This window comes from Natronobiforma cellulositropha, assembly GCF_025629245.1.
Classification (GTDB): domain Archaea; phylum Halobacteriota; class Halobacteria; order Halobacteriales; family Natrialbaceae; genus Natronobiforma; species Natronobiforma cellulositropha.
Genome location: NZ_JANZXN010000022.1, coordinates 67,182 through 91,955 on the forward strand (window position 1 = coordinate 67,182; position 24,774 = coordinate 91,955).

At 66.0% G+C, this 24,774-nt stretch carries 28 protein-coding genes and 1 tRNA gene; 16 read left to right on the top strand and 13 right to left on the bottom strand.

Annotated features, from left to right (window positions below):
* Positions 1-62: 62 nt before the first annotated feature.
* Together N0B15_RS11195 and N0B15_RS11200 are read left to right on the top strand one after the other, a co-directional pair.
* Entirely contained in the window at positions 63-1,433 is a 1,371-nt protein-coding gene (locus N0B15_RS11195) for an ATP-binding protein (protein WP_263019794.1), read from the top strand.
* Positions 1,434-1,802: 369 nt separating this feature from the next.
* A complete protein-coding gene (locus tag N0B15_RS11200; protein ID WP_263019795.1) occupies positions 1,803-1,967 on the top strand; it encodes a hypothetical protein in 165 nt (54 codons plus the stop codon).
* A 17-nt stretch (positions 1,968-1,984) separates the two neighbouring features.
* Here the strand turns inward: N0B15_RS11200 and N0B15_RS11205 are convergent, their stop codons facing one another.
* Genes N0B15_RS11205 through N0B15_RS11215 form a run of 3 tightly spaced genes read right to left on the bottom strand, consistent with a single transcriptional unit; the run spans position 1,985 to position 3,731 of the window.
* The gene (locus tag N0B15_RS11205) at positions 1,985-2,380 is read right to left on the bottom strand and encodes a GNAT family N-acetyltransferase (protein ID WP_263019796.1); all 396 of its coding nucleotides are present in this window, start codon (positions 2,378-2,380) and stop codon (positions 1,985-1,987) included.
* The gene (samp2, locus tag N0B15_RS11210) at positions 2,377-2,589 is read right to left on the bottom strand and encodes a ubiquitin-like small modifier protein SAMP2 (protein WP_263019797.1); all 213 of its coding nucleotides are present in this window, start codon (positions 2,587-2,589) and stop codon (positions 2,377-2,379) included. The genes N0B15_RS11205 and samp2 overlap by 4 nt, the downstream gene beginning before the upstream one ends.
* A gap of 38 nt (positions 2,590-2,627) precedes the next feature.
* Positions 2,628-3,731: a bactofilin family protein gene (locus N0B15_RS11215; RefSeq protein WP_263019798.1), complete on the bottom strand. Its 1,104-nt coding sequence runs from the start codon at positions 3,729-3,731 to the stop codon at positions 2,628-2,630.
* A 105-nt stretch (positions 3,732-3,836) separates the two neighbouring features.
* Here N0B15_RS11215 and N0B15_RS11220 point away from each other — a divergent pair, with 105 nt between their 5' ends.
* Positions 3,837-4,832: a replication factor C small subunit gene (locus N0B15_RS11220; RefSeq protein WP_263019799.1), complete on the top strand. Its 996-nt coding sequence runs from the start codon at positions 3,837-3,839 to the stop codon at positions 4,830-4,832.
* 5 nt (positions 4,833-4,837) lie between these two features.
* On the opposite strand, the gene N0B15_RS11225 is transcribed toward N0B15_RS11220, so the two are convergent.
* Entirely contained in the window at positions 4,838-7,342 is a 2,505-nt protein-coding gene (locus tag N0B15_RS11225) for an ATP-binding protein (RefSeq protein WP_263019800.1), read from the bottom strand.
* A gap of 285 nt (positions 7,343-7,627) precedes the next feature.
* Between N0B15_RS11225 and alaS the strand changes: the two genes are divergently transcribed.
* From alaS to hepT, 6 genes are all read left to right on the top strand, one after another.
* On the top strand, positions 7,628-10,402 hold the full coding sequence (gene alaS / locus N0B15_RS11230; protein WP_263019801.1) for an alanine--tRNA ligase: 2,775 nt from the start codon (positions 7,628-7,630) through the stop codon (positions 10,400-10,402).
* 336 nt (positions 10,403-10,738) lie between these two features.
* Positions 10,739-11,524: an alpha/beta fold hydrolase gene (locus tag N0B15_RS11235; protein WP_263019802.1), complete on the top strand. Its 786-nt coding sequence runs from the start codon at positions 10,739-10,741 to the stop codon at positions 11,522-11,524.
* Between the two features lie 48 nt (positions 11,525-11,572).
* Positions 11,573-12,253, top strand: coding sequence for a type 1 glutamine amidotransferase (locus N0B15_RS11240; RefSeq protein ID WP_263019803.1), 681 nt, complete (start codon positions 11,573-11,575; stop codon positions 12,251-12,253).
* A gap of 51 nt (positions 12,254-12,304) precedes the next feature.
* Positions 12,305-13,468, top strand: coding sequence for an acyl-CoA dehydrogenase family protein (locus N0B15_RS11245; RefSeq protein WP_263019804.1), 1,164 nt, complete (start codon positions 12,305-12,307; stop codon positions 13,466-13,468).
* A gap of 327 nt (positions 13,469-13,795) precedes the next feature.
* A complete protein-coding gene (locus N0B15_RS11250; protein ID WP_263019805.1) occupies positions 13,796-14,236 on the top strand; it encodes a nucleotidyltransferase family protein in 441 nt (146 codons plus the stop codon).
* Between the two features lie 3 nt (positions 14,237-14,239).
* On the top strand, positions 14,240-14,689 hold the full coding sequence (hepT, locus tag N0B15_RS11255; protein ID WP_263019806.1) for a type VII toxin-antitoxin system HepT family RNase toxin: 450 nt from the start codon (positions 14,240-14,242) through the stop codon (positions 14,687-14,689).
* 33 nt (positions 14,690-14,722) lie between these two features.
* Here the strand turns inward: hepT and N0B15_RS11260 are convergent, their stop codons facing one another.
* Entirely contained in the window at positions 14,723-15,109 is a 387-nt protein-coding gene (locus N0B15_RS11260) for a DCC1-like thiol-disulfide oxidoreductase family protein (protein ID WP_263019807.1), read from the bottom strand.
* Positions 15,110-15,359: 250 nt separating this feature from the next.
* Between N0B15_RS11260 and N0B15_RS11265 the strand changes: the two genes are divergently transcribed.
* A complete protein-coding gene (locus tag N0B15_RS11265) occupies positions 15,360-15,683 on the top strand; it encodes a 4Fe-4S dicluster domain-containing protein (RefSeq protein ID WP_263019808.1) in 324 nt (107 codons plus the stop codon).
* 116 nt (positions 15,684-15,799) lie between these two features.
* Here N0B15_RS11265 and N0B15_RS11270 read toward each other — a convergent pair whose 3' ends face one another.
* Together N0B15_RS11270 and N0B15_RS11275 are read right to left on the bottom strand one after the other, a co-directional pair.
* Positions 15,800-15,964, bottom strand: coding sequence for a DUF6757 family protein (locus tag N0B15_RS11270; protein WP_263019809.1), 165 nt, complete (start codon positions 15,962-15,964; stop codon positions 15,800-15,802).
* 59 nt (positions 15,965-16,023) lie between these two features.
* Complete coding sequence (locus tag N0B15_RS11275; RefSeq protein WP_263019810.1) at positions 16,024-16,800, bottom strand: PHP domain-containing protein; 777 nt, start codon at positions 16,798-16,800, stop codon at positions 16,024-16,026.
* 146 nt (positions 16,801-16,946) lie between these two features.
* Here N0B15_RS11275 and N0B15_RS11280 point away from each other — a divergent pair, with 146 nt between their 5' ends.
* Complete coding sequence (locus N0B15_RS11280; RefSeq protein WP_263019811.1) at positions 16,947-17,234, top strand: DUF5789 family protein; 288 nt, start codon at positions 16,947-16,949, stop codon at positions 17,232-17,234.
* Positions 17,235-17,256: 22 nt separating this feature from the next.
* Here the strand turns inward: N0B15_RS11280 and N0B15_RS11285 are convergent, their stop codons facing one another.
* Positions 17,257-18,159: a cupredoxin domain-containing protein gene (locus N0B15_RS11285; RefSeq protein ID WP_263019812.1), complete on the bottom strand. Its 903-nt coding sequence runs from the start codon at positions 18,157-18,159 to the stop codon at positions 17,257-17,259.
* A 103-nt stretch (positions 18,160-18,262) separates the two neighbouring features.
* Positions 18,263-19,270, bottom strand: a complete 1,008-nt coding sequence (locus tag N0B15_RS11290; RefSeq protein WP_263019813.1) for a DUF5784 family protein — start codon at positions 19,268-19,270, stop codon at positions 18,263-18,265.
* Positions 19,271-19,382: 112 nt separating this feature from the next.
* Here N0B15_RS11290 and N0B15_RS11295 point away from each other — a divergent pair, with 112 nt between their 5' ends.
* A complete protein-coding gene (locus N0B15_RS11295; RefSeq protein ID WP_263019867.1) occupies positions 19,383-19,556 on the top strand; it encodes a DUF5786 family protein in 174 nt (57 codons plus the stop codon).
* 71 nt (positions 19,557-19,627) lie between these two features.
* Here N0B15_RS11295 and N0B15_RS11300 read toward each other — a convergent pair whose 3' ends face one another.
* Positions 19,628-20,527: a YkgJ family cysteine cluster protein gene (locus tag N0B15_RS11300; RefSeq protein ID WP_263019814.1), complete on the bottom strand. Its 900-nt coding sequence runs from the start codon at positions 20,525-20,527 to the stop codon at positions 19,628-19,630.
* Between the two features lie 79 nt (positions 20,528-20,606).
* Between N0B15_RS11300 and N0B15_RS11305 the strand changes: the two genes are divergently transcribed.
* Entirely contained in the window at positions 20,607-20,831 is a 225-nt protein-coding gene (locus N0B15_RS11305) for a DUF7561 family protein (protein ID WP_263019815.1), read from the top strand.
* A 76-nt stretch (positions 20,832-20,907) separates the two neighbouring features.
* Here the strand turns inward: N0B15_RS11305 and N0B15_RS11310 are convergent.
* Positions 20,908-20,997, bottom strand: a tRNA-OTHER gene (locus N0B15_RS11310).
* 148 nt (positions 20,998-21,145) lie between these two features.
* Here N0B15_RS11310 and N0B15_RS11315 point away from each other — a divergent pair.
* Positions 21,146-22,978, top strand: a complete 1,833-nt coding sequence (locus N0B15_RS11315; RefSeq protein WP_263019816.1) for an ATP-dependent DNA helicase — start codon at positions 21,146-21,148, stop codon at positions 22,976-22,978.
* Here the strand turns inward: N0B15_RS11315 and N0B15_RS11320 are convergent.
* A complete protein-coding gene (locus N0B15_RS11320; protein ID WP_263019817.1) occupies positions 22,975-23,109 on the bottom strand; it encodes a hypothetical protein in 135 nt (44 codons plus the stop codon). The genes N0B15_RS11315 and N0B15_RS11320 overlap by 4 nt on opposite strands.
* A gap of 212 nt (positions 23,110-23,321) precedes the next feature.
* Here N0B15_RS11320 and N0B15_RS11325 point away from each other — a divergent pair, with 212 nt between their 5' ends.
* Complete coding sequence (locus N0B15_RS11325; protein ID WP_263019818.1) at positions 23,322-23,930, top strand: hypothetical protein; 609 nt, start codon at positions 23,322-23,324, stop codon at positions 23,928-23,930.
* A gap of 2 nt (positions 23,931-23,932) precedes the next feature.
* A complete protein-coding gene (locus N0B15_RS11330; RefSeq protein ID WP_263019819.1) occupies positions 23,933-24,478 on the top strand; it encodes a hypothetical protein in 546 nt (181 codons plus the stop codon).
* Between the two features lie 70 nt (positions 24,479-24,548).
* Here the strand turns inward: N0B15_RS11330 and N0B15_RS11335 are convergent, their stop codons facing one another.
* Positions 24,549-24,725, bottom strand: a complete 177-nt coding sequence (locus N0B15_RS11335; protein ID WP_263019820.1) for a hypothetical protein — start codon at positions 24,723-24,725, stop codon at positions 24,549-24,551.
* Positions 24,726-24,774: the final 49 nt, after the last annotated feature.

Here is a 24,774-nt window from a genome sequence, read left to right on the forward strand (position 1 = left end):
ACGTTGGAAATCGTGATTTCGGAAATCGAAAATTCTATTCTTCCGGAGATGCTACGGACGGTATGGAGCGATTCGTTGATCGAGACCTCGAACTCGATCAACTCACGGACTGCTACGAGTCCGAAACGGCGGACTTCATCGTGATCTACGGCCGCCGTCGCCTCGGCAAGAGCGAACTCGTGCGTCAGTCCATCGATGACCGGGACGACGCGATCTACTACCAGGCGGTCGAATCAACCGCCCCAAATCAGCTCGAACAGTTCGTCGAAACCGCTACTGCACAGTACCCTTCGTTGCGGAACGTCCGCCGCGACTGGGAAGCCATCCTCGAAGCACTGGGTGCGGAAGATGCCGTCGTCGTCATCGACGAGTTCCCATTCCTCATCGAAGAGGACGAGTCGTTGCCGTCCCGAATTCAGCGCGTCTGGGATATGGCGTTACAGGAGACAGGGATGACGCTCGTGCTCGTGGGATCGTCGATCAGTGTGATGGAAGACGAGGTGCTTTCTGGAAGCGCACCGCTGTACGGTCGGCGGACGGCGACGATCGATCTCGAACCACTCGAGGTGGCCGATGCGCGCCAGTTCTTCCCGGAGTACGATCCCGAGACTGCCATCACCGCGTGGTCGATCTACGGCGGCACACCGCACTACCTGCAGACCATCGACCCCGACCAGCCGTTAGGATCGAACGTACAGCAGGCGATTTTGTCGGAGCGCGGTCTCCTGTACTCCGAGCCCGAGTTTCTGCTGCGTACCGAACTCCGACAGCCGAATACGTACTTCAGCATCCTCCGTGCGCTCGCCCACGGGCGTCGCACTCCGAACGAGATTGCAGGTATGGCTGGTGTCGAATCCGCCTCGCTCAGCACATATCTTCAGAAACTCCGCCGACTCCGCCTCGTCGAGCGCCACATTCCCGTAACGGAATCTCCAACCTCTTCGAAACGCGGCCGGTATCGCATCTCCGCTCCACTGTTCCGGTTCTGGTTCCGGTTCGTCTACGGTACCCAGGACCAACTTCGGCTACTCGGCGACGACGCGTACGACGAACTCGTTGCGCCCGAGCTGGCGGATTACGTGAGCCCGTTGTTCGAACGCCTCTGTCAGCGCGAACTGCCACGGCTCATCGACCGTCGGTTCCGTGCCATCGGACAGTGGTGGTTCAAGGAACACGAACTCGACGTCCTCGGACTCTCCACTGAGGGTCTCGTCGCTGGTGAGTGCAAGTTCACCTCTCGACCTGTGAGTGAGGGTGTTCTCTCCACTCTCGAACGAACAGCCTCAGAAGTACGATGGCCAGACGGGCCAGCAGACGGAGAGACACTGTACGTCCTGTTCAGCCGCTCCGGCTACACCGACGACCTCGAACGCACCGCCGATGAGCGTGACGATGTCCTCCTCTTCGGAGTATCTGATCTGGTCTCCCGGTAGCAACTCGTTGCCAGGGACCAGCCTCAGTCCCGTACGAAGCATCGCCAGGTAGCTCGACTCGAGCATACTCTACGAAATCACCAACACTCATCTCCAGAAATTATATGTATCTCTTCGTGAAACTCACCCGTGGAAGCCGCGCCCACCGCACGCCGGTTAGGGCACGCACAGAAAGTGCCCCGGGTGTAGGAGCACCCGAGGCGTGGCTTCCAACCCTACGACGGGGTTCCGAAGCCATGACTCAGTACCAACCACGCGACCTTAAAAGGCTCGCAAACGCGCTGTACAGACCGCGAAACGTCCGTTCTCTGAGTGACCACACTCTCACTCGAGTGTCCTGTACCCGACACCCAGACCGGAGGCCCCTCGATGAGTGAGGACGTCGGCCGCTGGGGCGGCGAGAACTGGAATCCGCCGCGGTGTCCCCACTGCGAGAGCGTCGTGGTGGGGGTGACGGCGACGGGATCGGACACCATCGTCGCCTCCTGTGGCTGTTATCTGACCCAGGCGGAGGCTCGAGACCTCCGGAGGTAGGTGAGTGTCGACACCGGTCAGTCGCGCTCGAGCCAGCCGCGGTACCGCCCGGACTCGAGGCGCTCGCACTCGAAGCCGAGGGCGTCGTAGAACGGGCGGACGCTCGCGTCGAACTCCGCCGTCAGCCGTCCCTCGCGCGCGAGTGCGACGTCGACGAGTGCGGTGCCGATGCCGCGAGCGCGGTGGCGACGCCGGACGGCGATCGCCTCGAGTCGGGTCCCCGTGCCGTCTGGCAGCGGCTCGAGGACGAGAACGCCTCTGATCCGGTCGCGCTCCCCCTCGCTCGCCACGAGGATGTCGCCCGCCTCGAGCCGGGCGGTGAGACCGTCGACCTCGAGCACCGCGGCGTCGAGGATGCGTCTGGCGGTGAGCGCCTCCGCCGGGTCCGCAGGGCGAACGTCCGTCTCCCTCATCCGCCTTTGATCAGCCGGAGAACGGTGATTTGTTCGACCTCGACGGGGGCGTCTTCGGGCACCGGGCGGCCGTCGACGAGGACGCTCACCTCGTGGGGACTCAGCTCGATCCGGGCGAGGAGGTCAGCGTAGGTCGGCGACGCTGACTCGAGGCGCTCGAGGTCGATCTCGTGGACGCCTTCGCCCGTGACGTCGACGGTGACACGCATGGCTGGGCTTTCGTCGCGGCCGACTTGAGCGCGTCGGCTCACTCACCCGGCGAGCGCTCGGGACCGTACTCCGGGCCGGGCTGGGTGTCACCCGCGGGTCGCGCCCTGCCCCGGCGGTAGTGGCCGTAGAGCGCCCCCGAGAGCGCGCCCAGCCCCAGCAGGAAGAGCACCAGGTTGAGCAGGCCGCCGACGAACGGGACGCGCACGAGCAGTGCGCCGCCGACGAGACCGACGACCAGCGCGAGCCACCGGCTCTCGACGCCGAGACTCGAGAGGAGCCAGGCGGCGACGGCGAAGCGGCCGTAGACGACGGCGATCCAGACGACGAGGACGAACAGCAGCGCGCCGACGAGCGTGATGGGGATGCCGATGACGGTGATCGCGATGGCGACCAGGAGGATCGGGACCGCGACGAGGACGAGCAGGCCAACCAGTCCGGTTCGCACGGGATTACCTGCGACCCGGGCGGCGACGTCCGCGGAGAACCGGGGAAAGAGCGCGAGCAGCGCCGCACCGAGCAGGAGGTTCAGGACGAGCGCGTAGACGGCGAACAGCGCCTCGGAGATGGGCTGGAGCGTCGGTGCGACGTCGAAGCCGAGCGTCGAGTCGCGCGTCACGTCGCCTGCGACGCCGTCGGTCGGTCCCTCGAGGTCGCCGTCGTACCGGAGGTCGCCCGCGATGGCCGTCGACTCGGCGAGGGTGATCGAGTCCGCACCGACCGAGGCGTCACCCTCGATGGTGCCGTACAGTTCGGCGTTGCCCACACCGGCCTGGAGGCTGCCGACCGTCGCCCCATCGGCGAGCAGGAGGTTTCCAGCGCCGACGCTCACCTCGCCCGCGACGGTGCCCGTGATCTCGACGTTGCCCGCGGCGGCCGAGAGGTCACCCTCGACGGTGCCGTGGACGTAGACGTTGCCAGCGAACGCGCTCACGTCACCGGTCACCGTCCCGCCCTCCTCGACGACGACGGTGCCCGCGACCGCGCTCACGTCGGAGACGGTTTCGCCCTCACCGACGACGACCGTGCCGCTGATTCCGGTCTGGGACTGTGCCGCGACGGCCGTCGGTCCCGCCGCGAGGACGACCACGACGACCAGGAGGGTGAACGCGACTCGCGTCTGCAGGCGTCTCGAGCGACTCATACCCGACCTACGCGCTCACGGCTCTTAAAACGATAACGGTGTGACACGTGTCGACGCGCTCGGCGCTTCGGGGTACTTATGGGCCGGCCTACCCTCTCCGCGTGTATGAGCGAGGACGCCCCAGCCGACGCCGACGCGCCCGCCGCGGGCCGGGCCGACGTCTGGATCGAGAAGTACCGCCCGGAGCGGCTCGCCGACATCAAAGGCCACGGGGACATCGTCCCGCGCCTTGAGCGCTACGTCGCGACGGACGACCTGCCGCACCTCATGTTCGCAGGGCCGGCCGGAACTGGGAAGACGACCGCAGCACAGAGCATTTCGCGCGAGATTTACGGCGAGAACTGGCGCGACAACTTCCTCGAGTTGAACGCCTCCGACGAGCGCGGTATCGACGTGGTCCGTGACCGGATCAAGAACTTCGCCCGCGCGAGCTTCGGCGGCCACGACTACCGTATCATCTTCTTAGACGAGGCCGACGCGCTCACCAAAGACGCCCAGTCGGCGTTGCGCCGGACGATGGAGCAGTTCTCCCACAACACTCGCTTCATCCTCTCGTGTAACTACTCGAGTCAGATCATCGACCCGATCCAGTCGCGCTGTGCGGTGTTCCGGTTCACCGAACTCGAGGACGCCGCCATCGAGGCGCAGGTGAGAGAGATCGCCGAGACCGAAGGCATCGAGGTCACCGACGACGGCGTCGATGCGGTCGTCTACGCCGCCGCAGGCGACATGCGCAAGGCGATCAACGCCCTCCAGGCCGCCGCCGTCATGGGCGAGACCGTCGACGAGGAGACCGTCTTCGCGATCACCGCGACCGCCCGTCCCGAGGAGGTCGAGGCGATGGTCGGCCGCGCCATCGACGGCGACTTCACCGCCGCCCGCGCCGCCCTAGAGGACTTACTCACCGAGCGCGGGCTGGCCGGCGGCGACGTCGTCGATCAGCTCCACCGCTCGGCCTGGGCGCTCGACCTCGACGAACGCGCGACCGTCCGCCTGCTCGAGCGGTTAGGCGAGGTCGACTACCGGATCACCGAGGGAGCGAACGAACGCCTCCAGCTCGAGGCGATGCTGGCGTCGCTGGCGCTCGAGCACGAGTCCTGATCCCCTCAGCGGTGGAGTCTCGGCCGGGGCGTCTCGAGTGCGGCCTGCTCGTGTGGCTGTGATGCCACCGAATCCCGGTCCGTTCCGTCTCCATCCGTCTCCTCCGTCTCGAGCGTGCCGTCTCCATCCGTCGCCGGCCGCTCGCCGGAGCGATGACTCTCGCCCTCGTCGGTGGCCGTCCGTTCACCCGCCAGGTCTCCGGCGGCCGTCGCTGCCGGCTCGTCGACGACGATCCGCGCGCCGCCGTGGTCGTTCTCGTCGACGGTGACCGTCCACCCGTGAGCGTCGGCGATCTCGGCGACGATCGGGAGTCCGAGTCCGGTCCCGTCGTCGCTGGTGGTGTACCCCACCTCGAAGACGCGCTCGCGGTCGGGTTCGGGGATACCGACGCCGTCGTCGTCGACGAGGAACCCGGTGTCGGTCGCGCGCACGGTGACGGTAATCGCCTCGTCCTCACCCGACCGGCCGTGTTCGAGGGCGTTACGAAACAGGTGCTCGAGCGCCTCCCGACCCAGCACTTTGTCGATCTCGAGGATCGCGTCGTCGCCGAGGTCGAGGGTGGCGTTCGTCGTCTCGACACCGGCCCAGGCGCGCCGGGCGAGGTCACGGATCGAGACCGGTTCGGTGTCGGTGATCACGTCCTCGTAGCCGACGAGCGCGCGCATCTCCTCGAGCGTGCTCGCGAGCCGGCTGTGGGCGTCGTCGACCTCGGCGAAGTGGTCCTCGTCGCCGGTCTCCGAGGCCAGCTCGAGGAAGCCGCGGGCGACGTTCAACTGCGGCTGGAGGTCGCGCTCTGTAAGCGTCGCGAACCCCTCGAGACGCTCGCGTAACGCTCCGAGCGCGCGCTCGGTACGCACCCGTTCGGTGACGTCGGCGAACTGGACGACGCCGTGGCGGATCCGGCCCGCGTCGGTCCGCTCGAGTGCGATGGCGAACAGAACGAACGCCCTGACGCCGTCTCTGGTCTCGCGACGGCAGACGAGGTGGTCGTCGTCTCCCCGCAGGAGCGCCTCGAACTCCGCGGTGGTGCTCCCGTCGGCTGCCAGCGGCGGACCGACGAGCGCCTCGATGGGGTCGCCGACGAGCGCCTCGCCGTCACAGCCGAACAGTGCTTCGAACGCCCGGTTGACCTCGTTCACGACCGCCTCTCCCTCGTGCCACTCGTAGCGGACGAGTGGCTCGGGCCCGTGTTCGAACACCGCCTTCCCGCCGGCAGCGCGCGTCGCGGTCTCGATGGTCTCCCTGTGGGCGAGTGCGTCGCCTGCGACCTGCCCGAGCACCGCGAGCGCCTCGCGGTCGCTCGCCTCGAGCGGGCCGTCTCCCTCGGCGACCACCCCGAGGACGGCGTCGGACCCGACCGGCACACAGAGGTACGATCCGGTGGTCGGTTCGCGCTCGTCGCCCGCCTCGTCCGCTGTTCCGGCCAGGATCGCCTCGCCGCTTCGAAGCGCCCGCCGGGCGAGCTCGAGCGCCCGCTCGTCTTCGGCTCCACCCCCCTCGCTCGCTCGTTCGTCGGGTGTCGACGAGCGGACGCGGAGGTCGTCACCCTCGCGCTCGAAGAGCACGTACCGGTCGCCGTCGACCAGGTCGCTGCTCGTCTCGAGCGCCCGCTCGAGCAGGGCCGCTCGCTGCCAGCCGTCGCGCTCGTCCTCGATGCTCGGGGCGGTCTCGGTCGCGAACGCGAGCAGTGATCCGAGCCGAGAGCGCTCGTCCTCGTCGGGTGCCGTTCCGACCGCCTCGAGGTCGGCCGCCGGTCTGACGGTGACGATGGCGTCGTCGCCGCGCGACCCGGCGCGCAGTGTCAGCGGCGTCTCGCCTTCGTCGGTCGCGACCGTCACCGCGAGCGTCGCGACCTCTGCCCCCTCCTCGAGTACGCGCTCGAGTGCGTCCGAGAGCGCCTCGAAATCCTCCTCGGAGAGCGTTCCACCGGCGCTGAGTGCCGCCAGCGGGACGTTCCGGACGTGTGCTGCGTCGACGCCGAGGAGCCGTCCGACCCACTCGTTCGCGTACGTCAGGTGCTGGCGCTCGTCGACGACGAACACGCCTTCGGGAAGCCAGCCGAAGTCCTCCTCGAGTGGCTCGCCCGTGGCGTCCGCCGTCGTTCCTTCACAGACCCAGATCACCTCGTCGAGCAGGTGCGAGACCGTCCCCTCACCCTGCCTGACGTAGCCGTCGACGCCGTCGGTCGAGCGGGCCGTTCGCGGCCCGTAGGCGCTATCTGTGTAGAGGACGAGCGGCGTCGACTGGCAGGCGTCGATCACCTCGAGTAAGTGTGCGCCCGCGGCCGTCGTCGGCGTCTCCGCGAAGACGACGCAGTCGACCGTCGGCGCGCGCTCACGGATCGTCACGAAGTCGGTCGCCCACTCCACCGTCAGTGATACCGGTCTCGCCCCCGCGATTCCTCCAGCCGTCTCCCCCATCGTGTCCGCCGCTCGCTCGAGCGCGTCCGCTCCCCGCTGGGCGGTCTCCTCGCTTGCGGCGACGTACAGGATACTCCGTGCATCGGTCATGCGTACCTTCCCCTCGAGGCTCACCCGTCTCCCTGCGTGTGAATACCATCCTACAGAGTGTGTAGCACCATTAATAATCTGTTGGCAGCGCCGAGCGGAACGCGACTCGACGAACAGGTCGCTCGGTCTCGAGCGCGGTGTCGCCACCGTTTCGGCCAGCGGGACGGAGCGGGTGGTGGCCGCCGTTCGTTTCACGCACCCGACGGCGAATTCTCCGGGCGGACGGCGTGTCTCTCGGCCCTTGCGGAACTGTTTTACAGTCTGCACGGCCAACCACACGTACGAATGAGTGAACTGGAGGCAGAGTACCGACTCGAGTACTTCGAGGAGGAGGGCTTCGAGCGTCTCGAGTGCTCTGAGTGTGGCGCGCACTTCTGGACGCGCGATCACGAGCGCACGACGTGCGGTGAGCCCCCGTGTGCGGAGTACGACTTCATCGACAATCCGGGCTTCGACGAGTCGTACACGCTCGAGGAGATGCGCGAGGCGTTTCTCTCGTACTTCGAGTCGAACGACCACACCAGAATCGACCCCTACCCGGTCGCGGCGAACCGCTGGCGCGACGACGTCCTGTTGACGCAGGCGTCTATCTACGACTTCCAGCCGCTGGTCACCAGCGGCGAGACGCCGCCGCCGGCGAACCCGTTGACGATCAGCCAGCCGTGTATCCGGATGCAGGACATCGACAACGTCGGCAAGACGGGCCGCCACACGATGGCCTTCGAGATGATGGCCCACCACGCCTTCAACGTCCGGGAGGACGCAGAGGTCGAGTACGCCTACGAGGGCGAGGTCTACTGGAAAGACGACACCGTCCGCTACTGTGACGGCTTCTTCGAGTCGCTCGGCGTCGACCTCGAGGAAGTGATCTACATCGAAGACCCCTGGGTCGGCGGCGGCAACGCCGGTCCCGCCATCGAGGTCATCTTCAGGGGTGTCGAACTCGCCACGCTCGTCTTCATGTGTCTCGAGCAGGACCCGGACGGCGAGTTCGAGATGAAAGACGGGAACTCCTACTCCTACATGGACACCTACATCGTCGACACCGGCTACGGCCTAGAGCGCTGGGCCTGGGTGTCCCAGGGGACGCCGACGGTCTACGAGGCGATCTACCCCGACATGATCGCCTTCCTCGAGGAGAACGCTGGACTCTCCCACACCGACGAGGAGGAGCGGCTCGTCCACCGCGCGGCCAAACTCGCTGGCAACATGGACATCGACGAGGCCGAGGACATGGCGACCGCCCGCACCGAGATCGCCGCCGAACTCGACGTGCCAGTCGAAGAACTCGAGGCGCTCGTCGAACCGCTCGAGGACATCTACGCCATCGCCGACCACTGCCGGACGCTCGCCTACATGTTCGGCGACGGCATCGTCCCCTCGAACGTCCGCACGGGCTACCTCGCCCGCATGGTGTTGCGCCGCCTCCAGCGCCTCTGTGACAGCGCAGGCGTCGACGCGCCGCTCGACGAACTCGTCGACATGCAGGCCGAACGCTTAGGCTACGAGAACCGCGACACCATCCGCGACATCGTCCGCACCGAAGTCGAGAAGTACCGCGAGACGCTCGAGCGCGGCGGCCGCCGGGTCGAACAGCTCGCCGAGGAGTACGCCGCCCGCGAGGAGACGATTCCGACGCGCGAACTGATCGAACTCTACGACTCCCACGGCATCCAGCCCGCGATGGTCGAGGAGATCGCCGCAGAGACCGGCGCCGACGTGCAGGTGCCCGACAACTTCTACAGTCTCGTCGCCGAGCGCCACGACAGCACGGTCGTCACCGAATCCACGGAGGGTGGGACCGACGAGCGTTTCGCCGACCTCCCGGAGACGGAGAAACTCTACTACGACGACCAGCAGCGGACCCAGTTCGAGGCGGTCGTCCTCGACGTCTTCGATCGTGAAGACGGCTACGACGTCGTCCTCGACCAGACGATGTTCTACCCCGAAGGCGGTGGCCAGCCAGCCGACCGGGGGACGCTCTCGAGCGAGGAGACCACCGTCGAGGTGCGCGACGTCCAGATCGAAGACGGCGTCATCTTACACCGGACCGACGAACGCCCCGGCAAGGGCGAGTTCGTCAACGGCCAGGTCGACGCCCAGCGCCGTCGACAGCTGATGCGCCAGCACACGGCGACCCACCTCGTGATCCACGCCGCCCGGCAGGTCCTCGGCGAGCACATCCGCCAGGCGGGTGCCCAGAAGGGCGTCGAGCACTCGCGTATCGACGTACGCCACTACGAGCGCATCACCCGTGAGGAGGTCAAACGCATCGAGCACGTCGCGAACGCGTTCGTCATGGACAACCTCTCGGTCACGCAGTCCTGGCCCCACCGCCACGAGGCCGAGACCGAACACGGCTTCGACCTCTACCAGGGCGGTATCCCGCCGGGAACGAACATCCGGCTGATCGAGGTCGCAGACGACGTCCAGGCCTGCGGTGGCACCCACGTCGCCCGGACGGGTGAGATCGGCGCGATCAAACTCCTCTCGACCGAGCGCGTCCAGGACGGCGTCGAGCGCCTCACCTTCGCTGCCGGCGAGGCGGCCATCTCCGCCGCCCAGCGCACCGAAGACGCGTTACTCGAGGCCGCAGACGTCCTCGCGGTCTCCCCGGAGGAGGTTCCCGACACCGCCGAGCGCTTCTTCGAGGAGTGGAAAGCCCGCGGCAAAGAGATCGAAGCGCTCAAAGAACAGCTCGCCGAGGCCCGCGCTGGCGGCGGCGGAGGCGGCGAGGCGGTCGACCTCGGCGAACGGACCGCCATCGTCCAGCGCATCGACGCCGACATGGACGAACTCCGGGCGACCGCCAACGCGCTCGTCGACGACGGCAAGATCGCCGTCCTCGGCTCCGGCACGAGCGGCGCTCAGTTCGTCGTCGCCACCCCCGACGGCTCCGGGATCAACGCCGGCGAGGTCGTCGGCGAACTCGCCGCGGCCGTCGGCGGCGGCGGCGGCGGCCCACCCGACTTCGCCCAGGGCGGCGGTCCCGACGAAGACGCGCTCGACGACGCACTCGAGACCGTCCCGGACCTGCTCACACAGCTGTTAGACGCCTGATTTCGGTTTCCGACCGCTCGACGTAGCCACTCTCTGGTTCTCTCTCCCGCCTCACACGCTGTGAACGGTCGACAGAATCATGTACTGTGGTATCGTATATCACGGCCCCTGTCACTGGGTAGGGGTACACGGCCCACGGCGGGCGACGCCACGTCGTATCGGTGGACTCACTCGAGTCCACACCGTTTTCACCGCCGGTTCCTGCTCGTATCCGCAAGCGACGCCACCTCGTCCCGTCAACCGAATGCGACGCCATCCTCGTCCCATTACGGAACGCGACGCCATCCCGTACCGCGTATCGAAAGCTTCGCCGTCGCCGGTCCCGTCCGCTCGAGCATGCCGACTACCACCGCCGACGGCGTCTCGCTCTACTACCACGCGGCGGGCGAGGGCGACCCGGTCGTCTTCGTCTCCGAGGCCGGTCTCGGCGGCTGGCTCTGGGGCTGGCAACACGCTGCGCTCTGTGGGCCGTACGAGACCGTCGTCTGGGACCTCCGGGGGACCGGCCGCTCCGACGCCCCGCCGGGTCCCTACGACCTCGAGACGCTCGCAGCCGATCTCGAGTGCGTCCTCGCCGCCTGCGGCTGTCGGAACGCCCACGTCGTCGGGCTGGGTCTCGGCGGCGCGGTCGCGCTGACGGCCGCCCGCGACTCGAGTCGGATTCGCTCGCTCGCACTGGTCGCGAGCGCCGCCCACGGCGAGGCGTTCGACCTCGACGCGCTCTGGGTCCCGCCGGACGACCGCGAGGCGCTCTCTCGCTCGCTCGAGTCCGCCCTCTCCGCTTCCTTCCTCGCCGACCAGCCAGCGGTTCGCGAGGGCATCGTCGACTGGCGCGCCGAGGGCGACGCCGACGCCGACGGCTGGCGCGCCCAGGTCGCCGCACTCGAGGGATTCGACGCCCGGCGGTGGCTCGTCGAGGTGACCCAGCCGACGCTCGTCGTCCACGGGAGCGCCGACGCGCTTGTCGACCCCGATGCGGGGCGCGACCTCGCCCGCGGACTGCCCCGCGGCGAGTTCCTCGCGCTCGAGGGTGCGGGCCACCTCGTCTCGCTCGAGCGCTCGCGCGCGGTCAACGACCGGCTGTTCACGTTCTTCGAGACCGACGCCCAGGCCGAGTGGTGAGCGGGTGAACGCAAGAGCTATTCCGCTCGCCCCGCTCGACTCGCGGTAATGAGGCAGCTTCGTATCGCGCTGCTCGACGCGACCCACGGCGACGTCCACACCTCGCGGAACTTCCGGCGCGAACTCGACGGCTCGCTCGCGGAGTTCGACGTCACCGCCGGCGACGTTCCGGAGACGACCGACTACGACGCGGCCGTCGTCACCGGCTCGCGCTCGTCGGTCTACTGGGACGAACCGTGGATCGAGGCGACGAAAACGTGGGTGCGTGAGGCGGTCGACGACGGCGTCCCCCACCTCGGCATCTGCTGGGGCCACCAGCTCCTCGCGACCGTTCTCGGCGGCACCGTCGAGGACATGGGCGTCTACGAGGTCGGCTACCACGAGATCGAACACACCGGCGACTCGCGGCTGTTCGACGACATCGACCGACGCTTCGTCTCGTTCACCACCCACAGCGACGCCGTCACGACGCTCCCGCCGGGTGCCGAGGCGCTCGCGGCCAACGAGTACTCGAACCACGCCTTCCGCCACGGCGACGTCTTCGGCGTCCAGTTCCACCCCGAGTACGACCTGCGGACCGCGCGCGACCTCGTCGCCGAGAAGGATCTCTCGCCCGAGCGCCGAGACACGATCCTCGAGGGACTCACCGAGGACGCCTACGCGCGCTCACAGCAGTCGAAACTCGTCTTCGAGAACTTTCTCGCCTCCGTCCGCTCGCCCGAGGCGTAGCGCCGCCGAGACCACGCGAGCGTTTTTGCGCTCACGCGTCGACTGTCGGGTATGTTCGACCCGCTCGCACTCGAGACCGACCTCTCCGACGAGGAGCGCCTGATCCGCGACAGCGCCCGCGAGTTCCTCGCCGACCGCGTCCGCCCCGACATCGGCGCGCACTTCGAAGCCGGGACGTTCCCCACCGAGTTGATCCCCGAGATGGGCGAGATGGGCTTTTACGCGCCAAATCTCGAGGGCTACGGCTCGCCGAACGTCTCCGAGACGGCCTACGGGCTGTTGATGATGGAACTCGAGACCTGTGACTCGGGGATTCGCTCGATGGCGTCGGTACAGGGAGCGCTCGTGATGTACCCAATCCACGCCTTCGGGAGCGAGGCCCAGAAGGAGCGCTGGCTGCCCGCCCTCGGTGCGGGCGAGGCGGTCGGCTGTTTCGGTCTCACCGAACCCGAACACGGCTCTGACCCCTCGGGGATGGAGACGTACGCCGAACGCGACGGCGACGAGTACGTCCTCACCGGCTCGAAGACCTGGATCACGAACTCACCGATCGCCGACCTCGCCCTCGTCTGGGCGCGCGACCGCTCCCTGCCCGACGCCCCCGTCCGCGGCTTCCTCGTCGAGACCGACCGCGAGGGCGTCACCACCGACGAGATCGACGGCAAACTCTCGATGCGCGCCTCGAGTACGGGCGAAATTTCGCTCACCGGCGTTCGCATTCCCGTGGAGAACGTCCTCCCCGGCGTCGAGGGGCTGAAGGGACCGCTCTCCTGTCTCACGCAGGCGCGCTACGGCATCGCCTGGGGGGCGGTCGGCGCGGCCCGCGACTGTTTCGAGGTCGCCCGCGAGTACGCCGGCGAGCGCGAGCAGTTCGGCGGACCCGTTGCCCGCTTCCAGCTCCAGCAGGAGAAACTCGCCGAGATGGCGACCCAGATCTCACTGGCACACCTGCTGGCGCGCCGTCTCGGCGAACTCAAAGACCGCGGTGACCTGACCCCCATCCAGGTCTCGATGGCGAAGCGAAACAACGTCCGGATGGCCCGCCAGGTGGCACGCACCGCTCGAGCAATGCTCGGTGGCAACGGTATTACGACGGATTACTCACCGATGCGCCACCTCGCGAATATGGAAACGGTCTACACCTACGAGGGCACCCACGACATCCACACGCTCGTCATCGGCAAGGAGGTGACGGGGATTGGGGCGTTCGAATAGTACGCGGCTCGAGCGAGCGCAGCGAGCGAGAGCCGCGATGAGGCGAACGGGGCGATAGCCCCGTGAGCGACGCGACTGACTGAGACGAGCGCAGCGAGCGAGAGCCGCGATGAGGCGAACGGGGCGATAGCCCCGTGAGCGACGCGACTGACTGAGACGAGCGCAGCGAGCGAGAGCCGCGATGAGGCGAACGGGGCGATAGCCCCGTGAGCGACGCACTTTGAGTTCGCGTGTCGGCCCGACGAATCTCTTCAGTGGGGTGCGTAGGGACCCTCGATGGCCGCTTTCACGACAACAGATATACTGGGCCGGTACGTACGGCTCTGTATGGATGAGCGGGACGAGTCGTCGGCGTCGATCGAATCGACACTCAGAGCCGTCTGTCGTCGCCATCCCGTTCGGTTTGCGCTCCTCTTTGGGTCACGCACTCGCGAACCGGCTGTGAGCACCGGTCCCCGTGATGTCGACCTCGCCGTCGAGTTCGAGTCGCTCCGCCCGGCCGATTTCGGCTACAGCGACGTGTATCTCGCGTTGCTCGACGACCTCGAGTCCCGACTCGGTCCCGCTGTCGACCTCGTCGACGTACACTCGATGCCGCCGCAGTTTGCAGGGTCGGTCTTCGACCACGGTCGAGTCGTCTATGGGCCGTCTTCGAGAGGCGACGAACTGGCCGCGTTGCTGTCTGGTGACCCGGTCTCGAAGGAACAGGCTCGAGCGCGAATCGACACGGCCGTCGAACGGCTGTATGCAGATGGTGACTCGAGGTAGGTCATGGCTGGTGATCCGCTGTCTGCCGACTCGCTGGTTCGCATTGCGGATGCGATCGAGAGCATTCAGCGAAATGTCTCTGCACTCCGTGAGAAACAGCACCTCTCGAGGGCAACGTACAAAGCGGACGGTAATCAGGACCTTCGAGATGCCGTCGAACGAAAGTTCGAGAAGCTCACGGAGGCGGTTCTCGACATCGCAGACCAGATCTGCAAACACGAGCGCGAGCTGTCGACGACGTACCGCAAAGAGCGGATACGAGTCCTGGAAGATGTCGGTATCATCTCACCGACACTCTCGAAGGCAATCCAGGAAGCAGTCGGATTCCGCGACGTGCTGTCGCACTCTTACGGGCCGATCGTGAACGACGACCTCGTGTACGACGCGCTGCAACACGGTCTCGAACGGTACGTCGAGTTCGCCGCCGCCATTCGAAGCTACGTCCAGGAGTAGACGCCACTCCCGGCTCCCGTGACGTGCCTCCGCTCACCGACTCTTCCGCGCAGGCGGCTCCCGGCGGGCGACCTTCCCGAGCAGGTCGCGGTTGTCCGCGAGGGTCCGGTAGAGCGACTCACGGACGCCCGCTCGAGCGGGGAGCAGGCGAAACGCCTCGGCCGGTAGGCGGGCGGGGGTGTCGACGCGGGTGAGGGCCTCCTCGATCGCTTCGCCACAGGAGTAGACGGCGTCGTCGGTCAGGAGGTGCGCGCAGTCGTCGTAGCCGTCGGGGAGACGTGCGAGCTGGTCGGGGCTGAGGTCGCTGAAGCCCACGAGGTCGAATTGCCCGCGTACGGCGGCGAATTCGGCACACCAGGTACAGAAGCCACAGTCGTCGTCGAACACCAGCCGCGGGGGGAAGGTCTCGCGAGGAGCCATAGGGGGACCTACGTGCCCGCGGTGGAAAAGGTCAGCGCCGGGACCGGTTTCGCCCGGCCCGGGTGTCGCGAGCGCTCGGGCGGCTGGCGCTGCGGTGGTATATAAACTGAACGTCTCCGACCGCTGTCGTGTTCGGTCCACCGCCCTCCCTCCTCCCGATTTTAGGCTCGCCTAACTCTGAACGAACGGGTTCGCGATTTAAGTGCGTGCGTACATTTAAGTCGGTGTCTCCCGTTTGGGTCTGCTAGCAATGGCCATAGATCCACAGTTCCACGAGAGTCGCGAACGAGTCGGTGAGGAGAACGGTGTCGCCGTCTGGGGCCCGGTCGACGAGCCGGAACAACTCGGCATCCGCGGGACACACGTCGCCGTCGACTACGACCTCTGTATCGCCGACGGGGCCTGTCTCGAGGACTGCCCGGTCGACGTCTTCACCTGGGTGGACTCCCCGGGACATCCCGAGAGCGAGCAGAAGGCTGAGCCGACCCACGAGGCACAGTGTATCGACTGTATGCTCTGTGTCGACGTCTGTCCGGTCGACGCCATCGACGTCGACGCCGGACGGACGGCCTGATACGTCTCTCGTGACTGCGTACCGGTCCGACCGCGCACGTCTCGTGGTCGGATCCGGGAACAGCGTCACGACACACCGTCTGAGACACTCGTCACCGACCCCCCGGCCGGTCCCCGTTACTCGGCGCGGTCGACGTCGACGCGCTCTTTCAGCGCCTCGAGACCGTCCGCCTCGGCGAGTTCCTGCAACCGCTCCCGGAAGTGGCTCTCACAGAGGCCGACCTTGACGCCTTCGGATTCGGCGGCGAAAGCTGCCTCCCGGTCGCAGTAGTGGCAGTTCATAGCGGTGCCTACGGACGGCGTGACATTGAACCCTCCGCTATCGACGCTCCGTTCCGGTACTATTCGAGGAGACCGAGCCGCTGAAATTCCGCTCGGGTGAGCCCTGCCCGCCCGAGTCGCGTGCCGTGGGCGTCGCTGCCGCCGGTGATCTGGAGACCGTGCCGATCGATAGCACGCTCGAGCGGGGCCGTCTCGACCGTCCGCCCGTAGGGGTAGTGGTACTCGAGTGCGTCGAGGTCGGCGGTGAGTGCGAGCGCGGCTGCGGGGTCACGGTAGCGAAGCGGGTGGGCGAGTGAGACGAGCGTGCAAGCCCCCTTCAGGAGGGCGACGCCGCGCTCGAACGACGGAATCTCGCGCGGGACGTAACACGGACAGCCGTCACCGATCAGGTCGTCGAACGCATCCTGATAGTCGAGCGCCGTCTCGGGGTGGGCGGCGACCGCTCTGGCGACGTGCGGGCGGCCGACGCCGTCTTCGATGGCGAGGTCGAGGTCGATTCCCAGGCGGTCTTCGACGCGGTCGGCGATCGCCCGGCCGCGCTCGCGACGGTTGCGCTGGATTCGTCCACAGCAGCGCTCGAGTCCGGCCGTCGGGGAGACGCCGTGCCCCAGCAGGTCCACCCGGGTGCCGTCGGCCGCCTCGACGCGGAGTTCGATGCCGGAGACGAGCGTCACGCCGTCGCGCTCGACGGTCGGTTCGGAGAAGGGCTGTAGCCGGTCGTGGTCGGTGATCGCGACGACTCGCACGCCCGCCTCGTGTGCGGCGGCGGGCACCGCCTCGAGGTCGAGCGTCCCGTCCGAGCGCGTAGTGTGGACGTGGAGGTCGGCGTAGGGCATAGGACACTCGAGGCGTCGCTCGCGGAAAACGGTTCTCGAGACACTCTCCGAAATATAATGAATAGTAATGTGTATAATGTGTTCTGACGTCTGTGAATAGTTAATGGACAATGTTTATAATGGTCTATAACATCCGTTCGGGTGTAATGCAGTTCAAACGTACCGAGGCGCTCATCGAGGCGCACGAGTATCCAGTGACGACCGCGGAACTGATCGAGGCGTACGGCGACCGCTCGCTCGCCCTCCAGAACGGGACCGAGACGGTCGGCGACGTACTCGGCCGACTGGCCGGTGAGACGTTCGAATCCCCGGAGGAAGCGCGGTTCGCCCTCTACTCGGCGGTGAGCGACAAGGCGGTCGGCCGCGTCGGCTACAGCGACCGCGACCCGACGCCGCTCGGTAGTGTCTACGCCCCGGATACGCTCTCGTTCTGAGCGTCCATCTGGTTTTTTCGCTTCAGAACGGAAGCGCCTTGTTCGCCTCGTCGATCTCGTCCCAGGAGACGCGTCCCTGCCCGACGATCCGTTCGGGGTCGAGTGCGGGGTCTGCGAGGACGGTCAGCGCCGCCCCGACGGGGGGTCGCGGCTCCGGCGGGTCGTCAGTTTCGCCGGCATCATCCGCTCGTTCGTCTTCCGTCTCGTCTGTGTGCTCGTGTTCGTCCGTGTGTTCGTCATCGTGCCCGTGCTCGTCGGGTGTGGCTTCGGGTACCGGTGGCTCCGCCCCCGGCCCGGTCGCCTCACCGACGACGAGTCGGGCGACGTGGCCGAACAGTTCGTGTGGGCCACAGTGGACGTCGTAGACGCCAGGGGTCTCGAACGTGTAGAGCCAGTAGGCACCGGCGGGGAGTACGGGCGAGGAGAACGGTGGGACGCCGTCGGGGACGCGCTGCTGAACGCCCTGGGCGGGGTGGTAGGCCGTCACCGAGTGGTGTGGTGTCGAGAGGGTGACCTGGACGGTCTCTCCGGGTTCGACGAACAGCCCCGTCGGCTCGAAGAAGAACTCCGGAACCTCCTCGCCCTCTCGCGGGACGGTGTTCGCCTGGATCTCGTGCTCGGGTTCGTCCGGTGGCTCGACCTCCGGTGAGAGCGCCGAGAAGCCGAAGACTGGGTGGACGTCCCGCCCCGAGCGGTCATCGGCACCGTCCGCCTCCAGCGGGCTATCGTGCTCGTCCCCTCCGTCCATCCCGTTTTCGTCGTTCCCCTTCCCGTGTTTCGACTCGTCCCCGCCCGCGAGGACTGTGCCCGTGCCGAACGCGGTCACTACCGCCCCTGCTCCTACTACCTGTAACAGCCGCCGTCTGTCGACTCGAGCGGTCGGTACCGTCGACTCGCCGTCTGTCTGGATCTGTCGTTCACTCATCGCGTCTACTCACACACCTCTCTCGAGGATAAATGTATCATAGTATATACTTCATGACTGTCAAAATCTCCCGATCGGCTGGGTACCTGTTCAGTCGAACGTCTCAGTCGACGAACTCGAGCGCACTCGAGAGGTCGAGCGGCACCGATCCCTTCCGGTAACCTTCGACGTGGCCATCCGGCCGGGCGCGGTAGACGACGGCCGGGCGGTGGCGAACGTCGGGTTGTTCGCCGCGGACGGCCGCCCAGGAGTCGTCGGCGAAACTCGAGCAGTCGACGAACAGGACGGCACCGCCGCCGTGTTCTGCGAGCTGGCCGTTGGTCTTGGTCTCGGCGGTGTCGCGGACGGCGGCGACGGGACCGGCGGCGACGCGGTTCGCCGGTGGCTGGGGGCGGGTGACCTCCACCAGCACGTTCGTCCGCTCGTCGGTCGCCCGGTAGTCGAGTGAGTGTCCCGTGGTGACTTCGATCTCGGGGACGACGTCGTAGCCCGCCTCGACGAGGATCTTCGCCGCGATGAACTCTCCCATCGTGGCGCTCATCCGGACGCGGTCGACGTGGTTGCTGGTGCCGAGTTTCCCCGACATGACGTGTCGGTACTCGTCGAGCACGCCGGTAGCGAAGAACGACTCGAAAAAGCGCGTCGTCTCGCGACGGCCTGCGTCTGGAAAGCCAGCGGCGTGTTCTCTGAAGAAGCGCCGCGTCGAGTCGCGGCCGTCTTTCGACATGAACACCGGCAGGAAGTACCACGAGATGTACGGATAGTCGGCGAGCCACGGCTCGCGTTCGTGCAGCGTCGCCAGCAGTTCACGCTGGGCCCAGCGCGCCACCGGGTAGGGCACCTCACGCCAGCCGAACTTGTCCGTTCGCCAGAGCGCTTGCGGGGTCTCGGTGTTGCCCATCCAGTAGGCCTCACCGTCACCGCGGGCGAACAGCGCGACGTCGCCGTTGGCCATCTCGAAGCGGTGCGTCTCCCAGGGTCCGGCGTTGGCGTACCACGGCGAGGCCTCTCGAGCGCCGATGTTGTCCTGTAACGATTTGAGGATCTGTCTGCGAACTCGCTGTTCGCTCCACGACTCGGGCGAGTATCGGAATCGAAGGGGCCGCGCCACGACCCTCCTAGGCGCTCGGTGGGCATACGTCTTCGCTTCTCAGCCTCGAGTCGAAGACGTGAACGACCGTTACATTGATATGCGCTAGCTCCCAAGTATGGTTGTACTTACCATGTCAATGGGTGCCTATGACGAAGAAGAGCACGAGCGCCGAGAGCAACAGGCCTCGAAGGTCGACACGGACTTCGACGACGAGCGGACGATCTACGAAGGAACGATCGAGTACGACTCCGGCGACTCCGCTGAAGCGCTGTTGAACAAATTCGAAGAGATCAAATCGAGCTGACCGACCGATCGTCGTTCTGGTGGTATTTACCTTCCAGCCACTGCTCTCCGCCGCGGCTCGTGGTCCACACGCTACTCGAGTCCATCCCACCCCGGCGTTGCCGGCGCACCGAGTCGCTCCTCGAGAGCGCTCGCCGCCACACTCGCCGCACTCGGCGCACGTCCGTCATCGGCCAGCCGCGTCCACCGCCGGAGTGCCCGCCCGGCCCAGGAGTCGCTCTCGAGCGCCTGCGCCGTCGCCGCCTCGTAGCGCTCGTGGGCGATGTCGAGCGTGCCTGGACTCGAGGCGGCGGCGACGGCGACGAACTCCGCGCGATCCGCACGCGTCAGCGCTCCCCGTGCGACGCGCTCGACCACTCCCGACAGCGTCTCTGGTCGGGGGTGGGTGAACACCTTCTGGCCGAGCGCCTGCGCGCCGAGTAAGAGTCCCTCGGTCTCGCCGGGGTCGGCGTCGACCAGCCGCTCGCCGCCGAACGCCGCCTCGACGCGCTCACACTCGGTCTCCTGCTCGAGCGCGAGGTTGTGCGCGGGATAGCCGCGACACTCGGCCGGATACAGGTCGTCGCCGTGGATCCGACACTGGAGCGTTTCCGGGTCGAGAAAGAGGCAGGTCGGGAGCCACGCGGGGTCCTCGACACCGACCGGTGCCACCGGCTTCGGCGGCTTTCTGAGACCGACGAAGAACGTGGGCTGCCCGGCGACGGCCGCCAGCCGGTGGCCGTCGACTTCGACGCTCCGGCCGTCGTCACTGTCGGCGTTCTCGGCGTCCCACAACCGCACCGTCAGCGCGTCACCGTAGCCCGCCTCGAGAAACGCCCGGATCTCCTCGCGCTCGAGCGCCACGAAGTCGTAGGTGTCGTCGAGCGGGACGTACGGACCACGGCGCTCGTGGCCCACGCGCTCGAGTGCCCCGTCGGCGAGCGCTCGCCAGTCGACACAGCAGCCAGCACACCCTGCACAGTTCACCTCCATAGATGGGGTGAGGGCCGCCGAGACCAAAACACTCCTGCCGGACCGAACGCCTTTGGCGTTCCGGGTCCCACACCAGCGCATGGCATCGGACCCCTGTGACGGCTGTGGCCGCCCTGTGAAGATTCCCGGCGGCATCGCGAACGTCTGGACCTTCGCCGACCACCGGGGCACCGGCATGACCCTCGAGTTCGAGGACGGCTCGAGTCACCTGCTCTGTTATCCGTGCATCGAGGCGCTCCCGGAGGATCCGACCGACGAAGACGTCGCCGCACTCGAAGATCCGGGCGACCGTGAGGAGGAGTGACGGCGCCTGAGGGTGGACATCGGCGCTGGAGGAGAGGAATCGAACGTGGGGCGAGGAGGGAACCGCCAGCGTAGAGCGGAAGGGGTGGGATTCGAACGCCACGAGGCCGTGTGGCCTCCGCGGTGCCAGAGGCACCCCGGTGCTCTCTCCGCTGAGCGACCCTTCCGTATCTCGTCTGTCGGCCGCACTCGGAATAGTAATCGGGGACCTACCGCCGCCGTAGGCGGCGATTTCACCGGATCGATCGTCACAGTCCCTTCGCTCGAGGCGAGACTCCGGTGGCTTTAGGGTCTCCCCGCACACCCTCTCGAACGGTGCATCCAGAGCGGATCTTCGAGGCGTTTCCCGCCCCCAGCTACCGCGGTGCCCAGGAGAAAGCCTTAGGCGACATCCGGGACGCCTTCGCCGCGGGCAACGACGTGGTGCTCGTCCGCGCGCCGACCGGGAGTGGAAAGTCGCTGCTCGCCCGCGCCATCGCGGGCTGTGCCCGCCGGGCCGACGACGCCGAGCCGAGCCAGCCCGTCGACGCCTACTACACGACGCCACAGGTCTCGCAGCTCGACGACGTGGCGGGCGATTCCCTCCTCGCTGACCTCTCGATTATTCGCGGGAAGTCGAACTACACCTGCATCCTCCCCGGCGAACTCGACACGCCGGTCAACCAGGCCCCCTGCGTCAGAGAGCGCGGCTACGACTGCGCCGTCAAACACCGCTGTCCGTACTTCTCGGATCGGGCGATCGCGTCGAACCGGCGCATCGCCGCGATGACGCTCGCCTACTTCATGCAGACCGCTGGCAGCGACGTCTTTCGCACGCGCGACGTGGTCGTCATCGACGAGGCCCACGGCCTCGCCGAGTGGGCCGAGATGTACGCGACCATCCAACTCGGCCCGCGGACCGTCCCCTTCTGGGACGACCTGCGCGTCCCGCAGGTCGACGGGGTCGAACGCGCCGCCCGCTACGCCGAGAACCTCGCGGGCACCTGCAAGCGCCGCAAGGACGACCTCCTCGCCGAGGACCACCTCTCGGCGAGCGAGGTGCGCGAACGCGACCGCCTCCAGGAACTCATCGGCGAACTCGAGTGGTTCGTCTCCGACTACCGCAACCCCGACAGTCCGACGACGTGGCTGGTCGACCAGACGGAGGTGGCCGAGGCAGACGCCGACGAGGAGACGGGCGGCCCGCTCACGATCAAGCCGATGAACCCCGAGCGCTACCTCCACCACACCGTCTGGGACAGAGGCGAGAAATTCGCCCTGCTCTCGGCGACCATCCTCAACAAGGACGCCTTCTGTCGCCACGTCGGTCTCGACCCCTCGCGGGTCGCCCTCGTCGACGTTCCCCACACCTTCCCCGTCGAGAACCGCCCGCTCTACGACGTGACCCAGGGGAAGATGACCTTCGAGGAGCGAGCGGAGACCCTCCCGAAGGTCGCCCGGACCATCGTCCGCATCATGCAACACCACCCCGACGAGAAGGGGCTGGTCCACGCTCACTCCTACGCGATTCAGGAGCGCCTCGCCGACCTGCTGGCCGACTTCGGCGTCGGCGAGCGCGTCCGCGCCCACACACGCGACGGCCGCGACGCCGACCTCGAGGCGTGGAAAGCCTCCCCGGACCCCGACGTCTTCCTCTCGGTGAAGATGGAGGAGGCGCTCGACCTCAACGGCGACCTCGCGCGCTGGCAGGTCCTCTGTAAAGCGCCCTTCCTCAACACGAGCGACTCGAGAGTCGCCCACCGACTCGAGGAGGGCCAGTGGGCGTGGTACTACCGGGCGGCACTGCGCACCGTCATCCAGGCCTGCGGCCGGGTCGTCCGCGCTCCCGACGACTACGGGGCGACCTACATCGCCGACGCGAGCCTCCTCGACCTCTTCGAGCGCGCGCGCACCGATATGCCCGACTGGTTCGCCGTCCAGGTCGACCGGATGAGCGACCCCGACCTCCCCGCCTTCCAGCCGCGAGCGGCGCTCGCGACGGGGTCGGCAGGCGGCCCTGGCGTTGCCTCGGGTGCGGACGGGACGGGCCACGGGAGCGAGGGTGGCCGCTCGAGCGAGGGAGATGGCTACTCGCGGACTCGACGCCGACGCTCGCGGCGCCCCGGCCGCTCGAGTCCGTTGGCGGACGTCTGGGATACAGACGGTTAGAAGAGACTCGCGCCGACCATCGCGACCAGCGAGGTGATCATGAGGATGGTGAACAACAGCGCGAGAATCTGGTTTCGATCCATTTGCTCACCCGTTGGACCGGCGGGATAATGAATCTCACGACCGCTCACGGAGAGCGGGTACTCGAGAGTTCGTTTGGCTCGTGGTATTTGTCCCGTCTGACAGACACTCGGTGAGAACCAATACTCGTTCTGTAATGTCAGTATGATTCTGAACGGCCCCGGAGCCTACTCACTACTGCCCGATCATATATTATATAATCTACAAACTCTAAAAATGTATATTAGAAATCACTATGTACTGTCTCCTTTTCGGATGGATTGTGAACAACAAATCAACTAACCAATCGATCCAGGGAGAAGCTGTCGATCAACAAGAGGCTGAAGCGGTGGATGACGATGCTGGCCCAAGCCGACGGAGGATTATTCAGGGGGTTGGAAGTGGTGCCCTGCTTGGACTCGGTCTCTCCTCTGGAACTGTAGCGGCAGTCCAGAGCGACCCGATTGATACTGACCAAGAACACATCGAGACGGAATCGCTTACACCACGTGAAAAGGGCCAACTCCGAGGTCAGGTACTTTCCTCGAGTGCGTTCAAAACAATTCGAAACACTGCCCGTGAGCGAGACTTCAAGCCGCGGCTGGGTGATGTAGAAGCAGTACGAGTGACCAATACGAACACCGATACTGAACGGCTGCAACTCAAAGTCCCGTGCGATTACGTTGGAGATGAAGATGACGGCCGAACCAGAGGTGCAGTCCTATTCGGTCACAAGAGCGACGAAGAAATCTACGCTCGATGTATTTCTCAGTGTGAAGGAGAGTCTATCTACGTCGACGAGTGTGCCACTCCAGTCGACGATAGATCAGGTGCACAGGGAGAAGAAGACGTGTTCGTCTTTGAAATTCCGACCACTAACGGAGGTGACTGAGTATGACTGAAGGCCCAGTGTCATATGAATATATTACAACTGTAGACGTCAATAGACTTTGCATTGACGTCTTTGGTGATAATAATCGAGTAACTCAATGGCTAGACGATCGTGAGTCTGCTGTTGGAGGGCCCGCCGTTACCTGTGCGTTGGTTGCTGCAGCTGGTGGTGCGGCCGGCGCTATTGGTGGTCCAGTTACTGTAGTAGCGGGTGCTAAAGTAGCAGGTAAGATCTGTGTAGCGTCCGCTATTGGATGCGCTGCTGAAACCATGTTTTCAGGAATGACTACATGTAATGGGATACAGATAGACGTATATGGAAGAAGATCAACAGTAGCATCAACTCCCGTTTTGTTCGTACCAAGATGTGATGGGTATCTCAACACTGATGATGTTGTGAATACAATCGAGAGCTATGCTAATGGTGCAGCAGATACAGCAGGAAGTCATGTAAGTGATGGAGTTGACACTGCAAGCGATATTGCAGGAGACTTAGCGGATGGTGGGGGCAATCTACTTTCAGAAGGTGCAGATCTCATCGGTTTCTGAAAGTTAGTACCCAAAACAAACAATTAGTAGACATACTTCAAATTGAATATTCATGAATAAGATACGCTGGTCAGAACTCTTGCTGATTGTCGGAATGGTCGTAATCCTCGCCGCTGGGTTTTCTGATGCCCCTCTCTTCGACCGGAGAGATGGAATTGGCATGGCGATCTTCATCGTAGCCCTGATCGCTCTCGGTCGGTTCCACACCTATCTCAAATCTCAGGACGGCGGATAACTCTCCGCTCACGCTCGAGCTCACCGACGCGGCAGGAGTCGTGTTCCCGACGCTTCCGGAC

What these genes read in the sequence shown, in the direction of transcription:
- N0B15_RS11195 (WP_263019794.1), top strand. Translation starts at nt 63, where the DNA reads ATGGAGCGATTCGTTGATCGAGACCTCGAACTCGATCAACTCACGGAC.
- N0B15_RS11200 (WP_263019795.1), top strand. Translation starts at nt 1,803, where the DNA reads ATGAGTGAGGACGTCGGCCGCTGGGGCGGCGAGAACTGGAATCCGCCG.
- N0B15_RS11205 (WP_263019796.1), bottom strand. Translation starts at nt 2,380, where the DNA reads ATGAGGGAGACGGACGTTCGCCCTGCGGACCCGGCGGAGGCGCTCACC.
- samp2 (WP_263019797.1), bottom strand. Translation starts at nt 2,589, where the DNA reads ATGCGTGTCACCGTCGACGTCACGGGCGAAGGCGTCCACGAGATCGAC.
- N0B15_RS11215 (WP_263019798.1), bottom strand. Translation starts at nt 3,731, where the DNA reads ATGAGTCGCTCGAGACGCCTGCAGACGCGAGTCGCGTTCACCCTCCTG.
- N0B15_RS11220 (WP_263019799.1), top strand. Translation starts at nt 3,837, where the DNA reads ATGAGCGAGGACGCCCCAGCCGACGCCGACGCGCCCGCCGCGGGCCGG.
- N0B15_RS11225 (WP_263019800.1), bottom strand. Translation starts at nt 7,342, where the DNA reads ATGACCGATGCACGGAGTATCCTGTACGTCGCCGCAAGCGAGGAGACC.
- alaS (WP_263019801.1), top strand. Translation starts at nt 7,628, where the DNA reads ATGAGTGAACTGGAGGCAGAGTACCGACTCGAGTACTTCGAGGAGGAG.
- N0B15_RS11235 (WP_263019802.1), top strand. Translation starts at nt 10,739, where the DNA reads ATGCCGACTACCACCGCCGACGGCGTCTCGCTCTACTACCACGCGGCG.
- N0B15_RS11240 (WP_263019803.1), top strand. Translation starts at nt 11,573, where the DNA reads ATGAGGCAGCTTCGTATCGCGCTGCTCGACGCGACCCACGGCGACGTC.
- N0B15_RS11245 (WP_263019804.1), top strand. Translation starts at nt 12,305, where the DNA reads ATGTTCGACCCGCTCGCACTCGAGACCGACCTCTCCGACGAGGAGCGC.
- N0B15_RS11250 (WP_263019805.1), top strand. Translation starts at nt 13,796, where the DNA reads ATGGATGAGCGGGACGAGTCGTCGGCGTCGATCGAATCGACACTCAGA.
- hepT (WP_263019806.1), top strand. Translation starts at nt 14,240, where the DNA reads ATGGCTGGTGATCCGCTGTCTGCCGACTCGCTGGTTCGCATTGCGGAT.
- N0B15_RS11260 (WP_263019807.1), bottom strand. Translation starts at nt 15,109, where the DNA reads ATGGCTCCTCGCGAGACCTTCCCCCCGCGGCTGGTGTTCGACGACGAC.
- N0B15_RS11265 (WP_263019808.1), top strand. Translation starts at nt 15,360, where the DNA reads ATGGCCATAGATCCACAGTTCCACGAGAGTCGCGAACGAGTCGGTGAG.
- N0B15_RS11270 (WP_263019809.1), bottom strand. Translation starts at nt 15,964, where the DNA reads ATGAACTGCCACTACTGCGACCGGGAGGCAGCTTTCGCCGCCGAATCC.
- N0B15_RS11275 (WP_263019810.1), bottom strand. Translation starts at nt 16,800, where the DNA reads ATGCCCTACGCCGACCTCCACGTCCACACTACGCGCTCGGACGGGACG.
- N0B15_RS11280 (WP_263019811.1), top strand. Translation starts at nt 16,947, where the DNA reads ATGCAGTTCAAACGTACCGAGGCGCTCATCGAGGCGCACGAGTATCCA.
- N0B15_RS11285 (WP_263019812.1), bottom strand. Translation starts at nt 18,159, where the DNA reads ATGAGTGAACGACAGATCCAGACAGACGGCGAGTCGACGGTACCGACC.
- N0B15_RS11295 (WP_263019867.1), top strand. Translation starts at nt 19,383, where the DNA reads ATGTCAATGGGTGCCTATGACGAAGAAGAGCACGAGCGCCGAGAGCAA.
- N0B15_RS11300 (WP_263019814.1), bottom strand. Translation starts at nt 20,527, where the DNA reads ATGGAGGTGAACTGTGCAGGGTGTGCTGGCTGCTGTGTCGACTGGCGA.
- N0B15_RS11305 (WP_263019815.1), top strand. Translation starts at nt 20,607, where the DNA reads ATGGCATCGGACCCCTGTGACGGCTGTGGCCGCCCTGTGAAGATTCCC.
- N0B15_RS11330 (WP_263019819.1), top strand. Translation starts at nt 23,933, where the DNA reads ATGACTGAAGGCCCAGTGTCATATGAATATATTACAACTGTAGACGTC.